Origin of the sequence: Muricaecibacterium torontonense (assembly GCF_004793925.1) — a bacterium.
In the GTDB taxonomy this organism is placed as follows: Bacteria; Actinomycetota; Coriobacteriia; order Coriobacteriales; family Atopobiaceae; genus Leptogranulimonas; species Leptogranulimonas caecicola.
This window is the reverse complement of sequence record NZ_SRYE01000001.1, coordinates 98,839-112,952: the sequence shown is the minus strand read 5'-3', so window position 1 is coordinate 112,952 and position 14,114 is coordinate 98,839. Positions and strand designations below refer to the sequence as shown.

The window sequence follows — 14,114 nt, the reverse complement described above, 5'->3', positions numbered from 1 at the left end:
AATGAAAGGATTTACCATGGAACTCATTCTGGACACCGCCGATCTCGAGGCTATCCGCGAGCTCAACGACCTCTACGCTGTCGACGGCGTGACCACCAACCCCACCATCATCACCAAGAGCGGTAAGTCCTTCGAGGAGATTCGCGACGGCCTGATGGAGATCCTCTCCCCCGAGCAGAAGCTCTTCATCCAGGTGGTAGCCACCGACTTCGGCGGTATCATGGCCGAGGCCCGCTACATCTGCTCCCTGCGCCCTGAGAACACCTACGTCAAGATCCCCGTCACCCGTGACGGCATGCGCGCCATCAAGGCCTGCAAGGCCGAGGGCATGGGCGTCCTGGCCACCGCCATCTACTCTGCCAGCCAGGGCTTCATGGCTGCCAAGAACGGCGCCGACTACCTGGCTCCCTACGTCAACCGCATGTGCAACCTGGGCGACGGCGTAGGCGAGGTCGTGCGTCTGCAGGCCATGCTCGAGCAGGCCAAGCTCCCCACCAAGATCCTGGCCGCTTCCTTCAAGAACGTGGAGCAGGTCAACGAGCTTCTGGAGAACGGCATCGAGGCCGTGACCATTCCCGTGGACGTGGCCTTCAACATGCTGGACATCCCCTCCACTCCCATGGCCGTGGATGACTTCACCCGCAACTGGGAGGCTGCCTACGGCCGCACCACTCTGCTGCCCGCCGAGTAACCCTTCCACCGGCCCTATTCGCAGCGCGCGGGCATAGCTCTGGCTTCCTTACCGAGAATAGCCCCGCCTAGGCGTGCGGCTTTCTCCTGCCGTCCTGAGCCGCTGTTAAATCGCAACTATATATAAGTTTGCGCAAGAGTCCCGACGCCCTATGGCGTGGGACTCTTTTTCATGCCCAAAGTCACGCTGCAAGTCGATGTCAGGCGCCGCTATAGCTGCTATATTCGCCGTCACCGGCGAGGTGGGCCCTGGCGTGGGTGGGCCGGTGGAGAACACCTACTCCATCAAGTGGGACGGCACTGCCAAAGAGACCAACTACACCGTCTCTGAGAATCTGGGCACCCTCCAGATCACTAGACGCCCAGTTGTCATAACCGCTAATGATGCAGGCAAGATCTATGGTGATCAGGACCCAGAGCTCACCGCTACCCCAGGTGCTGCCGAAGGTAATGAGAACTCTGGTCTTGTAGGCAACGAGACGGTCGAGTTTACAGTCTCTCGTGAGACTGGCGAGAATGCCGGTAGCTATGTAATTACGGCTTCCGGTGCAGAGAACCAGGGAAACTATGTGTTGACCTACGTGCCCGGCACCTTCACCATCGTCAACTCCGGCGACAACGTTATCACCGGCGTGAATCTGGCAGATGCTGACGGCACCACCAAGATGTACGACGGCACGGCCTCGACGATTACTGCCACTGCGGCAGTACCTGGCTCCACCTTCGAGTACTCCCTCGACGGAACTTCCTGGACCTCCGAGGCGCCCTCCTTCACCAATGCCGGTACTTATCCGGTATGGGTGCGTGCCAACGCGGCTAACTACGACACCACTCCTGCAGTGCGTGCCACGGTTACCATCACTCCGGCTCCTGTGACCATCACGGTTGCAAATGCGACCAAAGTGGCGGGACAGGCAGACCCCGTCTTCCTAGGCGCGGTATCCGGTCTCGTCAATGAGAGCGATCTAGGCATCGTGCGTTACTACCGCACCAACGATGCCGAGGCAGTAGGCACGTATCCCAACGTCCTCTCCGCTACCTTCACTGCTAACCCCAACTATGTGGTAAGCGTCCAGACCGGCACCTTCACCATCACGGCGCTTCCCGCACCGGTCTTCCCGGCTCCCACTACGCCTGCGACCTCAGGCATCACGCCTGCTGGCCCAGCAGCTCCCGCTGGTCCTGCCGCCCCTAGTGGCGGTCCCGCTGCTGTGGTAGCCATCGATGATGCCCCGACTCCGCTTGTGGAGACACTTGCGGCAGAGCCTGAGGAGACCACCATCGCCGATGACGCAGTGCCTATGGCTCCCGGCGTCCAAGAGGATGAGGCGGAGTGCTGGGTCCACATGGTGATGATCGCCGGCATCGTGCTCACCCTCATCTATGCTGCTGCAGTGGCTGTGCGTCGCATGAGCTTCACCAGCAAGCTCAAGAAGCGCGAGGATGACTTCACTGGTGAAGGCGCCGATGCCGAGGATTACCCTGAGACCTCCGGCATGACCCCCACCATCGGGTAATAGAGAAGGAGAAGGAATAGGCTCATGAAAAAGAGTAACATCGTTGTCCTCACTATCGCCGCAGTGGTGTCGGTGTTCCTGCTGGGACTCTGGTTCTTCCTGGGCTTCAACCAGATCGACTCGCCTCTCGACCTGGTGGTCTCTGTCATCTGGTGGGTTGCCATCGTTGTCTCGGTACTTGCCATCGGCAAGGTAGAGAGCAACCGTCGCGAGAAGATTCGCTCCGTCTATGTGGGCGACGGCCAGCTGTTCAACAGCGAGAGCGGCCTTGTGGCCGCTGCCCCTGGCATGTCTCTCATGGACAGTGTCCAGAACATCGTCGAGAACTTGGACTATGGCTTCGAGATGCAGGACTTCCCTGAGAAAAGCGAGTTCATCCCTCGCTTGCTGGTCCGTACTACTCAGTACAAGAGCCAAAAGCAAGAGGACTCACGCAAGACCAGGTGACCTGGGAGGGGGAGGTGCTCTTCCCCAACTCCTCCAGGGCACGCAAGTTCACCTCTCCAGAGGAGCTGCAGTCTTTGCTGAGCATCGTGTAGAGACTGCGGTACCTGCGCTCGCTGGCATTAACTAGACCCCCGTTGCTAGGGCGGCTCACGATTGTGCGTGAGCCGCCCTCTTTTAAAGGAGTACAATAGATCAAACAGTAAAGGAGCTATGAAGATGACCTAATAGCACCGTTAGACGGATCGCCCATAGGCGCGTTTGAGGCGCGTCTAGGTTTGTCATCTGGGTACCGCGGTTGACCTGCGATGGAGGAGCCATGAACTTCTCGGCACCGGTAAGAAACTTGCTATTGCTGTCCAGTGTGGCTCTTGCGATGGGTTTGCTTATTCAGGCTCCGTGGCCGTCTCCTCTGTTAGTTGTTTTGGGACTTGGTGCGTGGGTAGCGGCCATGGATGTGAGTGCGCGGAAGACGCCCATTGGGTCGGGGCGAATCCTCGCTCGGGTGATAGAGGGTATCGCGCTGGCGCTGCTGGTGGGATGGCTGGGGTTTATCGGTAGCCTATTGGGGTCTTGAGCTTGGCAGAGGCCAAAAACGGTAGCTTTTGGGCGGACATATATCGATAGAGGTACATAATAGGGGAGCATGTTGAAGAGAGGTGGGCGCGCTCGATCATCTGCGGGAGGATCGGCGTGCGCATGGGAAAGGGGAGCGGCTATGGAGCTGATTCTGGATACTGCAGACATTGATGAGATTAAGAAGCTGGGAGCGATGCTTTCGGTGGACGGCGTGACCACCAACCCCACCATCATCGCCCAGAGCGGCAAGACCTTTGACGAGGTGCGAGATTCGCTCTTTGCGCTGCTCGAGCCGGAGCAAAAGGTGTTCTTCCAGGTGATCTCCACCGACTACGAGGGCATCATGGAAGAGGCGCGCTATATCGCGTCGCTGCGCGAGGACAATATCTTTGCCAAGATCCCGGCCACCCATGAGGGGCTGCGCGCAGTGAAGGACTGCGTGGCCGAGGGGATTCATGTGCTGTGTACGGCCATTAGCTCGGCAAGCCAGGGCTTTATGGCCGCCAAGAACGGTGCCGATTACCTGGCGATCTATATTAACCGCATGTCCAATCAGGGCGACGGCATTGAGGAGACAGTGCTTTTGCAAACCATGTTGGACACCGCAGAGCTGTCCACCAAAGTCATGGGCGCATCCCTCAAAAACGCCTGGCAGATCAACCAGCTCATCGCCCACGGCATCGATGCCGTGACGCTGCCGGTGCCGCTGGTCTACTCGATGATCGACCAGCCGGGCACCATAGCCGCACGCGACGTGTTCAACGACAACTGGGAGCACGCCTTTGGCAGGCGCTCTCTGCGCTAGGGCTATTTGACCTTTGTGAGGATGCAGATACCACCTATCTCTAAGGCTGGGGAAGTCGTAACTTTAGAGGTAGGGGTATTATTTGTCTGGGAACCCCTAGATTTGATTTGTGTCTGCCTGAGGGGCATGGGCTTCTCGGCTGCTACGGGTTTTTCGGCCACTAGAGTGCGTGAGGCCTTGGTAAGATTTGTGCGAGCGGAGCTAGTTCGGCAGCTGATGGCTTACGTAGATGGTTTACGTAGAAGATTGTTGTAAGGCTGTGGTCGCTTCAGTGAGTGGGCGTTGGTGCTTCAGTGAGTAGAATTGCGCGCACTGAAGTTCGTTGAGTGCCAAAACTGCTCACTGAAAGCTGCATGACCGCTCACTGAGCACGCTAATCAGTAAAGCACGTGTCTAATTAGCAAAGCACGTGTCCATTGAAGGATTCACGGGCGCTCATTGGATCCGTGAATACAGATTCTCTCTCGCCTTCGGCGTTGGATGGGGCGAGGGTGTGTTTTAGACGCGTATTTAAGTCGTGCGTCTTGGGAAGAGCTGCGTTTCTTCCAGGCACTTCTTCGGGAAAGGAGGATCTATGATTCTTTGCGGTCTCTATGCTCGGCTCATCTATTTGTCGCGGGCTCCCCTCTCCCGCATTGCCGAAAGCGCTGAGTGTACGGAGCTTCTGCGTAACGCCAAAGCACCTTCCCGCGAGATATATCGCGTGCTCCACGATCGCGAGTTGACTGGATTGCGCAGTGCGTATCCACAGGCACCATCGGCAGTTCAGGCTCTTGTGGGGCGCCGAGAACATCGTCATGAGGTGAAAGGCGGATCCATGCGTCTCTGGTCTGCGGCACTTCCTGGTGGCACGATTTGTCGGGTGGAAGAGGGGCCCGGTGCCGGTCTGCATGTGGTTTCGCCTGAGCTTTACTTGCTCCTTCGAGCTGCAGAGCTATCCCGCTGGGAACTCGTGCTTCTTGCCATGGAGTTCTGGGGTCGTTTTGACTCGCGTGATGACCGAGAGAGCGGTGTCGAGGCCAGGCCTTATCCCCTTGCTTCCCAGAACTCTGTCGAGAGAGTAATGTTAGCTATAGAGGGTCGCGTCCCCGGTATGGCGTTGATGCGCTTCGCGCTTGCTCGAGGACTGCCGGGCTCTCGGTCTCCTCGAGAATCCGCCTTGGCGCTCTTTCTTTCACTTCCTCGCAAGCTTGGGGGACTGGGGCTCGATCCACCAGAACTGAACACCTCTGTGGGTCTTTCGGCTCGCGGGAAGCAGATCTTTGGAGCGCCACAGGCCATGCCGGACCTGCTCTTTCCTGCGTCGTCGATCGATGTTGAGTATGACTCTTCCGCTCATCATCTGGGTGCCGACGAAGTGCTTCATGACAAGTTGCGCCAGCTTGCATTGGAAGCCTCCGGGATCACGGTGATGCCGATCACCGGGCCGGTAGTAAGGGAATACGGTCAGCTAGTTGCGGCCGCCGATGCCATTGCAGCGGCGGTCAACGGTCGGGATCCTTCCCCGCTTTCGGAACGGCTGGAGGAGCGGCGTCGCGAGCTGTATCGGCAGCTGTTTCGCCTGCGCAGCCTATGGTGAGAGTTGGGCTGGCTTGGCGAACTGGCCCATTGGGTCGCTGGTGGCTGGTCGCTGGCGGCTTCAGCCTGTTGGGTCGCTGGTGGCTGGTCGCTGGCGGCTTCAGTGAGTGCGCTCATGCCCCTCAGTGAGCGGAATTCTGCTCACTGAAGCTCAGTGAGCACCTAATACGCTCACTGAAGGCACTTTGGCTGCTCACTGAGCAAGCTAATCATTGGAGTGCCGGTGGCCGAGGTAGGTTCCTTTGCAGCTAGAACTTGTTGGGGGTGCCGTCGGTGTCGGGGATTTGGGCGGCCAGCTGCGCTTTGACTTGCGGGATTTGTGCGGGGTCGTAGGGCGTCATCTGGTAGACGTAGTTGAGCCAGTTGCGCCAGAGGAGGTTGGCGTGGGCGCGCCAGGTGAAGAGGGGCTGGCGCTCGGGGTCGTCGTTGGGGAAGTAGTTTTCCGGCAGCTGGATGGGCAGGCCGGCTTTGAAGTCGCGCCAGTATTCGCCGGCCAGGGTGTCGCGACCGTACTCGAAGTGGCCCTGGACGTAGACCTCGAAGAAGTGACGTGTGGCCACCAGTGCGGGGCCGGAGGTGAAGCCGCGGGAGAGGACCTGGAGCGACGGGTCGGCCTCGATGGCGTTGGGGTCGCTCGCGGCGTGGCGCGAGTGGGGCATGTTGTGCACCTCGTCGAAGCCGTTGGTTAAGAAGTTGTACTCATCGCAAAGACGCTGAGGGAAGACGCCAAAGAGCTTGGACCCCAGCAGGCGCTTGGGGATGTGGTGCAGGTGATAGAGGCCCGCCATGGCCCCCCAGCAGAGATACATGGTGGAAAACACATGGGTTTGGGCCCAGTCCATGATGTCGCAGAGCTCGTCCCAGTAGTCCACCTCTTCGAAGGGCATCTGCTCCACCGGGGCGCCGGTGATCACCAACCCGTCGTAGTATTGATCGCGAAAACTTTCGAACGGTTCGTAGAATTTCACCAGATGGTCCCGGCTCACGTGGGTGGACTCGTGGCTGGAGACGCGCATGAAGTCCACGTCCACCTGCAGCGGGCTCTTGGAGATGAGGCGCAGGATCTGAGTCTCGGTCTCGATCTTGGTGGGCATGAGGTTGAGAATGACCACCCTCAGCGGACGGATGTCCTGCTTTGCTGCAGCCTCTTCTTCGAGGGCGAAGATGCGTTCTTGATGCAATATCTCCTTGGCGGGAAGGCCGTCGGCGACTTTGATGGGCATGGGGTGCGTCCTTGGCTTGGTTTTCTAAGACTTCGTATGTGCTTCATTTTAGCAATGAGAAGAAATGGATAGCTGTTGGATGCGCTGAGGAGCAGTGCAATTGATTGCAACATTAGTAGGATGCTATTGTATATCTATGAATGGTAATATATAACTATAATAGAATATGATATGCAAAAAATAAAAAGTAACGCTTACCAAATAAGATGATACGTTCAAAAGGTATTTAAGATAGTGTAGTGAATATGCGCAATAATATGAATTACTGAAATTAGCGGAGGAAGGAGGATTTGAACGGTGCTCTGTTGGAATACATCGAGAAAGGCGCAGATGATGAAGAAAATATAACACAGCATTTTAATACGATGCTATTCTTCGGCGTGCTGATTTTCTTCGTTGCTTTGGGCACTGCGGCTTGGGCAGCTCCTTCCTTTATCCCGGCCACCAACTCGCCAGCCAACGAGTTCACCGGAGGCTTTGCCCAACACAAGGGCCGTGTAACCCAGGCGGGCTACGGGCGCATCGTGCTGGAGGATCCTAATGTGCTTACCCGCCAGCAGCTTCCCGAGGGCGCCAAGGCATTCGAGGTCTTTCTGGTGGATGAGAACACCCAGATCACCGATGCGCGCGGAATCCCTGTTGCACTCGAAAGCCTTGAGCCTCTGAGTTGGGCATTAGTAGAGGTCGACTACTACGATGACCGCAACGATGAGCCCTACCCTGCAGCTACGCGCATCTGCGCCATAGATCTTCAGACCCATCTGGATGCAATGGAGCCTCCTCAGTTTCTGGAGTAATGGGCGTTTGGATGCTGATATTTTGTAGGGACAATGATCTTTTGAATCGAATGCGGCGGGCATGAGGGTTCGCTAGGGTATGGAAAAGTGGATTGAGAAGCCACTAGGGGCATGGATTTGGGCGAATCCATGCCCTACGGCTTTTATCTGGCAGGATTTCCAGATCCTACCGACGCTTCGTGCCAAACGAACATGATTATCATTTAGTGTATCGGTTGGCACGAGAGCCTAATTTCCGGCAGATCCATTTTTCCGTTGGCATGAGGGCTGCCTTTCCGGCAGCGTTTCTGACACAAGCGAGCAGAAACGAGCAGATCCAGTCCTAAATCTGCTCGTTCAGCACGTTTCGTTGCAGGATCTCTGCTCGCTAGCGGCCTCTCGTGCCGAGGCTAAAACCATCGCTTAGTGAGTCTTTCTGCCAAACGTGTTCTGTCTTTCAAAGCCAGTGGCTAGTCGATTCGAGTGTCAAAGTACGCCACCTGAAGCCAAAACGCTCTGCACAACCTGTGCGCATCAGCCAACCAAGGCTCCCACTGTGCATCGCGCCGCGTCATGGGGGATACTTGCACGTAGCCACAAAGAAAAGAGTTCCCATGACAGACACCCCACGCCCTGCGGCACATTCTCACTCCGTCCCGGTCGCACCCGTCTCGACCGCCCAAGCGGCATCTTCCCGCGCCGCATCCGCCACACATGAAGCCGCGACTCGCGGCACCCAGGCGCCCCAGCCCGCAGACCCCCAGCCTGCCGATACCGCATCCTTCGACCAGCTGGGCCTCACGCCTCAGCTGCTGGTCGCTGTGGACGCCCTGGGCTTCACGGCCCCCACGCCCGTCCAGGCCGACGCCATCCCCCAAGTCCTCGCCGGCCACGACGTGCTGGCCTCCGCCCAGACGGGCACCGGAAAGACCTGCGCTTTTGTGCTTCCTGTCCTCCAACGCCTCCAGGAGCTAGGGCTTAAAGGCGATGCCGAGAAACCCCTCCGCCGCACTCGCACCCCCAAGGGTGGCAAGGGATATACGCGGGGCGGCAAGGGTTCCAGCAAAGCGGCGGCCGCTAAGGCAGCTGGCGCAACTCCGGGCTCTGGCACCATCAAGCCGCCGGCGCTCATCGTCACTCCCACTCGCGAGCTGGCTCAGCAGATCGAGAAGGTCACCAGCGCGGTGTGCGACCACACCGGTCAGCGCACCGTGGTGGTGATGGGCGGCGCGCGCTTTGACGCCCAGCTCAAAGCGCTCTCTCGCGGATGCGAGCTGCTGGTGGCCACCCCTGGGCGCCTGCTGGATCTCATGGAGCGCAAGCTGATGTCGCTCTCCCAGGTGCGCATTTTGGTGCTCGACGAGGCCGACCGCATGCTCGACATGGGCTTTTGGCCCTCGGTCAAGCGCATCTTGGCAGCCACGCCGTCCAACAAGCAGACGTTGCTTTTCTCGGCAACGATTCCTCAATCCATGGAGTCCACCGTCGCGTCGCTGTTGCACGACCCGGCAGTGATCGAGATTGCGCGTGTAGGCGAGACGGCAAAGACCGTGGAAGAGGCCCTCATGCCGGTGGTGCAGGGGCAAAAGACAGAACTGTTGGAAGCCTTGGTAAAGCGCGACAACTATGAGCGTGTGCTGGTGTTTTGCCGCACCAAAGCCCGGGCCGACGCGGTGATGCAGTCACTGAAGGCTGCGGGCTTCTCGGTAGATGTGATGCATGCCGACCGGCCGCAAAAGGCCAGGCAACGGGCGCTGGAGAAGTTTCGGGCGGGAAAGATCCGGCTGCTGGTGGCCACCGACGTCATGAGTCGCGGCATCGATGTGTCGGGCATCGACGCGGTGGTGAACTACGACGTGCCCGCCGATCCGGAAGATTACGTGCATCGCATTGGGCGCACGGGCCGCGCCGGAGCCGCAGGTCATGCCTACACCTTTGTGGCGCCGGACGAGATCAGCCCGCTGCGCGAGATCGAGTACTTTATGCATAAACTGGTGCCCGTGCAGGATCTTGAGGGATTCTCCTATGCCGCCGGTCGCATCGTGCCCAACGACCGCCGAAGCACCCAAAAGCCCAAGCGCACCATGTTCTCCGGCTCGCGAGTCCGCGGCCGCGGCCCTGCCGGCGGGCGCTTTGGCCGCCACTCCTAGGGCGAGCGGCGGCAGGCCTGCCAAGAGGACCAAAATCAAACTAGCAACTATATCAGGAGAGGCACCTCATGAAGCAGCAGCGTCCCTATGCGCGCGCCATCGTCACCAAGAAAGCCGCCCGAGCGCTGGCTGCCGGCCACCCCTGGGTGTTTGCCGGCGAGGTGCTGGCCGTGGAGCCGGGACTGGACGGGTCGCCCGTGGAGAACGGATGCCTGGTTGACGTCCTTGAGAAGAATGGCACCTACCAGGGAACGGGGCTCTTATCGGCAGAATCGAAGATCCGAGTGCGCCTGATCTCGCGCAACGCCAACGACCGCTTCGACGGCGCCTTTTGGCACCGCAAGGCCGCCTGGGCCTGGGAGTACCGTAAGACGACCATGGGTCATCGCGCGCTTCCGGGCTGCGAGCCGGATACCTGCTGCTGCCGAGTGGTCTTCTCGGAAGCCGACGGCTTTCCCGGCCTGGTGGTCGACCGCTACGAGGACGTGCTGGTGAGCCAGGTGGGCACCGTGGGCATGGAGCGGCTGCGTCTGCAGGTATACGGTGCGCTGTTGGATGTGCTCCGCGCTGACGGCGCCGACATCCGCGCCATCTTCGAGCGCAACGACGGCAAGACTCGCAGACTGGAGGGCCTGCCCAGCTACCAGGGCTTTTGGGACGGCGGTGGCTGGGACGGCCAGGTGAGCGTGCCCGATTCGCCCCAGGTCGCCGCCCACGAGAACGGCATCGCCTACGCGCTGGATCTGGCCCATTCGCAAAAAACAGGCTTCTTCCTGGATCAAAAGTACAATCGCCGAGCCGTCCGCGACCTGGCCGCCGGCAAGCGCGTCCTGGACTGCTTCAGCCACGTGGGGCCCTTTGGCCTCAACGCTGCAGCAGGTGGCGCGGCCTTCACCAGGTGCGTCGACATCTCCCAGACGGCCTGCGACCTGGCCGCTGCCAATGCGCGTCTCAACGGGCTCGACGGTTCCATGGCGTTTACCTGCGCCAATGTGTTCGAGTACTTGGACGCCCTCCTTGCCGATAAGCGCTTCCTCAAAGACCAGGGTGGCCCCTTTGACCTCATTGTGCTGGATCCGCCGGCCTTCACCAAGAGCCGGAGTACGCGGGGAAGCGCGGCCCGAGGCTATCGGGAGATCAACAATCAAGCCATGCGCCTGCTGCCTCGGGGTGGCTACTTGGCCACCTGCAGCTGCTCCCATTTCATGGACGCTGAGCACCTCAAGGCCGCCATCGCCCAAGCCGCCCACGACGCCCATGTGCAGCTGCGGCAGGTGGAGGAGCGCCAGCAGGCCCCGGACCATCCCATTGTCTGGGGCATCCCCGAGACCCACTACCTGGACTTTTTCATCTTCCAGGTGGTGTAGGGGTGCCGGCTTGTGGCGGTGTGCTGCGAGCGGCATGCGGATTGCGGTGCCGAGGGCGCGGGTTTCTCGGCAGCCGGGGCGTGCGCATTGAGTGACAACTTGATGCGTGGCAGAAGCGCCTGTCATCCTAGCGTGCCTGGCAGAAAGAACTGCCAAACTGGGGCTACTGGCAGGAATTTGGGGCTGCGAGTCTGCCAATCTACCTTCTTTGTTCTCGGAGTTTAGCTGCGCCCAGCGCCACAAAGCACAGGTTGGCAGGACTTTACCTCTGGCCGCCTGCCATCCTAGCGTGCCTGGCAGAAAGAACTGCCAAACTGGGGCTACTGGCAGGGCTTCCATCTGATCAGTGTAGTGGGCGGAATGAGTTGGCTTAGAATCTGCGACCAACACACACAGATGTAAGCACCCAAAATGAGGTACCCTTGTGCCAACTGCATATCATCGCAACCCGAGGGCACGGTTCGAACAGCTGCTTGCTTAGTAGATTAATAAGGAACCCGGTTAGAGTCCGGGGCAGCCGCCACTACTGTGTTCGGGCAAAGGCGCGGGCGCATTCCCATTGGGCGCAAGCTCGAGAAGGGGTCCGCACTGGCGGTGCGTACCTGCGTAGGCCGCCACCCGTGAGTCAGGAGACTTGCCTGTCCTCGATAGGTTCGACCGTCCCGGGCGTGTGGGTCGTGGTGCCGGTGCTGTGATGCTTGGCTCCCGCTTTCGCGCCCGTTTTGTTGGCTCGATCCAGGGCCCTCATCCTTGCCGCCCATCTGCCTGAGAAGGTGAAGGCACAGGCAAGGAGTTACCGATGAAAACTACAACCAGTCCCCGTAGGCGCCCCGGTGCCAGCATGCGCATCGCGGCCTGGGCGCTTTCGGCGCTGTTGGTCTGGGGCCAGCTGCCCGTGGCGGCCGTCGCCCAAGCGGCCCAGCAGCCCGCCGCTTTCGCGCAGGAGGCGGCCGATGGGCAGACCGCCGATCCCGCTGGCCAGGTAACGCTCGCCCTGCGGGTCATCGGCCCCGAGGGCGTGCTTTGGCTCCCTCGCACCCGGGCCTCCTTCGCTCGCGGAACCACGCTGGAAGAGGCCGTCAAGCAGATGCTGGACGGCGCAGGCATCGGCTACGACGCCTCGCTGCTCACCCTCACCCGCGACGGCCAGAGCTATGGCTGGGACGGCAGCAACTATCGGCAGTTCTTTGTGGCCGATAAGTCCCTGGACGTTATGCCCGGCGACTATGAGCTCACCGAACCGGTCACCGATGCCGCTCTCTACTACTCGCCCTGGGGCGCCAGTCTGCCGACGGCCCCGGTGGAGTGCGATCCCGATGCCCCTCACCCGGATGTGGAGGCTTTCTGGCCCGCCTGGCGGGGCCCTGCTTCTACGGGCGCCATCGCCAGGGACGCCACTCCTACCGGGGCCGGCACTTTAGCCTGGTCGCTTCGCCTGCGAGAGGCCGATGACTGGGCTACCAACGTCTCGGATCCGGTGTTTGTGGGCGGCTCGCTCTGGGTGGCCGCGGGTTCCCAGCTCCTGTACGTCGATCCTGCTTCTGGTACGGTCGCGGCTCGCCTGCCTCTGGCCGCCCCCATCGACTCCACCTGCCGGATCACTTACGCCCAAGGCCTCCTTTTGGTACCGCTTTCCGGAGGTCGGCTCCAGGCGATCTCGGCCAGCGCCCACAAGACCCTCTGGGTCACCGACGCCCTGCCTGCCGACGGCACCGTTCCCCAGCAGTCGCTCTCCAGCCTCACGGTGGCAGAGGATGCGGTCTATTGGGCCACCTGCACTCCCGACGGCGTGGGCGGCTCCACAGGCGGCTACCTCTGCGCGGCCAACCTGGCCACCGGAGCCTTGCTCTCCGGCTACCCCCGGGCCAATCCCCGCGGCGCCGGCGTCTACTGGAGCGGCCCTGTGCAGGTGACTGGCCGCTCCGGCCTTATGGCCTGCGGTGACGATGTCGGAACCCTGGAGATCTACGACGCTGCCACAGGTACTCCCAAAGGCTCCCTCAACTTGGGCGCCCCGGTACGCACGACCCCCGTGTCCCTGGGCGACGGCACCCTCGCAGTGGTTACCTCCAACGGCGTGGCCCATCGCATCTCCGTTGCGCAAGACGGCACCCCTACCCAGGCCGCCGCGTGCTCCTTTGCCACATCTTCCACCAGCACGCCGGCTTTGGCGGGCGACACGCTGGTGGTGGGCGGTGCGGTCGCCGACGCCACCGGGTACCATGGACGCCTTGCGCTCATCGACGTCGCGAGCTTCTCGGTAACCCGCACCGTGGACGCCACTGCTGCCGGGCCCCTTCCCGGAGCCGTCCAGGGCGCGCCGCTGGTCAGCGAGACTGCCAACGGCACCTGGGCTTACTTCACCTGCAACGCGCTGCCCGGAGCGCTCTGCGGCTACAAGCTGGGCGACGAGCAGGCGGCCCAAATCTACCTGCCTGCCCCCGCTGACCAGCAGTATTGCCTGGCCAGCGTCATCCCTGGCCCCGACGGCGCGCTCTATTACTCCAACGACTCCGGGCTGCTCTTCAAGATCCTTGCCGATAAAACCGTCCCTCAGCAGCCGGACGGCTCCCAGGGTCCCGGCGCCTCCCAGAAGCCCGATGGTTCGCAGGGGGCTGGCGGCTCTGGGCAGCCTGGCGGAACGTCGCAGCCTGACAGCTCGGCGGCGCGTCCTGCTTCTGGCTCGACGGCAGCTGCGACGACTGCCAAGGGCGTCGGGGATGCGGGCGCTCGGAACAGCGCAAAGGCAGCTGGCGCTGACGCCGGTGCCGATGCTGCGACTGCCGAGGTTGTCGATGCGGAAGCCCTCCTTGCCGACGGCGCTGCCGCTGCGAATGCCCCGCTGCCCTGGTGGCCCATCGCGACTATGGCGCTAGGCGCCGCGGCGCTGGTGGCGTTGGCGATGTGGAACCTGGTCGCTTCCAAGAGAAAGGCCTCTTAAATGAGTGAAAAGCCTAGGGGTGGCTCCCAAAGGGGTCATCTAAG

The 14,114-nt window shown here is 60.9% G+C and carries 10 protein-coding genes and 1 riboswitch; of the genes, 9 read left to right on the top strand and 1 reads right to left on the bottom strand.

Annotated elements, in window-relative coordinates; genetic code table 11:
• The first annotated feature begins 16 nt into the window (after window positions 1-16).
• The 5 genes from E5334_RS00525 to E5334_RS00505 all read left to right on the top strand — a co-directional run bounded on the left by E5334_RS00525 (window position 17) and on the right by E5334_RS00505 (window position 5,614).
• Window positions 17-691 (top strand): fructose-6-phosphate aldolase, encoded by a 675-nt coding sequence (locus E5334_RS00525; protein ID WP_136011667.1) that lies wholly within the window; start codon window positions 17-19, stop codon window positions 689-691.
• A gap of 196 nt (window positions 692-887) precedes the next feature.
• Window positions 888-2,207, top strand: a complete 1,320-nt coding sequence (locus E5334_RS00520; protein ID WP_136011666.1) for an MBG domain-containing protein — start codon at window positions 888-890, stop codon at window positions 2,205-2,207.
• 24 nt (window positions 2,208-2,231) lie between these two features.
• Window positions 2,232-2,654 (top strand): hypothetical protein, encoded by a 423-nt coding sequence (locus E5334_RS00515; protein WP_136011665.1) that lies wholly within the window; start codon window positions 2,232-2,234, stop codon window positions 2,652-2,654.
• A 715-nt stretch (window positions 2,655-3,369) separates the two neighbouring features.
• Window positions 3,370-4,035: a transaldolase family protein gene (locus tag E5334_RS00510; RefSeq protein ID WP_136011664.1), complete on the top strand. Its 666-nt coding sequence runs from the start codon at window positions 3,370-3,372 to the stop codon at window positions 4,033-4,035.
• 1,159 nt (window positions 4,036-5,194) lie between these two features.
• A complete protein-coding gene (locus tag E5334_RS00505) occupies window positions 5,195-5,614 on the top strand; it encodes a hypothetical protein (RefSeq protein ID WP_136011663.1) in 420 nt (139 codons plus the stop codon).
• 247 nt (window positions 5,615-5,861) lie between these two features.
• Here the strand turns inward: E5334_RS00505 and E5334_RS00500 are convergent, their stop codons facing one another.
• Window positions 5,862-6,836: a homoserine O-succinyltransferase gene (locus E5334_RS00500; RefSeq protein WP_136011662.1), complete on the bottom strand. Its 975-nt coding sequence runs from the start codon at window positions 6,834-6,836 to the stop codon at window positions 5,862-5,864.
• A gap of 290 nt (window positions 6,837-7,126) precedes the next feature.
• Between E5334_RS00500 and E5334_RS00495 the strand changes: the two genes are divergently transcribed.
• The 4 genes from E5334_RS00495 to E5334_RS00480 all read left to right on the top strand — a co-directional run bounded on the left by E5334_RS00495 (window position 7,127) and on the right by E5334_RS00480 (window position 14,070).
• Window positions 7,127-7,633 carry a hypothetical protein gene (locus E5334_RS00495; protein ID WP_167604235.1) on the top strand — a complete coding sequence of 169 codons (507 nt, stop codon included), beginning with the start codon at window positions 7,127-7,129 and terminating at the stop codon, window positions 7,631-7,633.
• 593 nt (window positions 7,634-8,226) lie between these two features.
• Window positions 8,227-9,762, top strand: coding sequence for a DEAD/DEAH box helicase (locus tag E5334_RS00490; protein WP_136011660.1), 1,536 nt, complete (start codon window positions 8,227-8,229; stop codon window positions 9,760-9,762).
• Between the two features lie 68 nt (window positions 9,763-9,830).
• Window positions 9,831-11,129 carry a class I SAM-dependent rRNA methyltransferase gene (locus E5334_RS00485; protein ID WP_136011659.1) on the top strand — a complete coding sequence of 433 codons (1,299 nt, stop codon included), beginning with the start codon at window positions 9,831-9,833 and terminating at the stop codon, window positions 11,127-11,129.
• Window positions 11,130-11,568: 439 nt separating this feature from the next.
• Window positions 11,569-11,785: riboswitch (cobalamin riboswitch) on the top strand.
• A 143-nt stretch (window positions 11,786-11,928) separates the two neighbouring features.
• Window positions 11,929-14,070, top strand: coding sequence for a PQQ-binding-like beta-propeller repeat protein (locus tag E5334_RS00480; RefSeq protein WP_136011658.1), 2,142 nt, complete (start codon window positions 11,929-11,931; stop codon window positions 14,068-14,070).
• Window positions 14,071-14,114 lie beyond the last annotated feature (44 nt).

What these genes read in the sequence shown, in the direction of transcription:
- E5334_RS00515 (WP_136011665.1), top strand. Translation starts at nt 2,232, where the DNA reads ATGAAAAAGAGTAACATCGTTGTCCTCACTATCGCCGCAGTGGTGTCG.
- E5334_RS00500 (WP_136011662.1), bottom strand. Translation starts at nt 6,836, where the DNA reads ATGCCCATCAAAGTCGCCGACGGCCTTCCCGCCAAGGAGATATTGCAT.
- E5334_RS00485 (WP_136011659.1), top strand. Translation starts at nt 9,831, where the DNA reads ATGAAGCAGCAGCGTCCCTATGCGCGCGCCATCGTCACCAAGAAAGCC.
- E5334_RS00525 (WP_136011667.1), top strand. Translation starts at nt 17, where the DNA reads ATGGAACTCATTCTGGACACCGCCGATCTCGAGGCTATCCGCGAGCTC.
- E5334_RS00490 (WP_136011660.1), top strand. Translation starts at nt 8,227, where the DNA reads ATGACAGACACCCCACGCCCTGCGGCACATTCTCACTCCGTCCCGGTC.
- E5334_RS00520 (WP_136011666.1), top strand. Translation starts at nt 888, where the DNA reads ATGTCAGGCGCCGCTATAGCTGCTATATTCGCCGTCACCGGCGAGGTG.
- E5334_RS00480 (WP_136011658.1), top strand. Translation starts at nt 11,929, where the DNA reads ATGAAAACTACAACCAGTCCCCGTAGGCGCCCCGGTGCCAGCATGCGC.
- E5334_RS00510 (WP_136011664.1), top strand. Translation starts at nt 3,370, where the DNA reads ATGGAGCTGATTCTGGATACTGCAGACATTGATGAGATTAAGAAGCTG.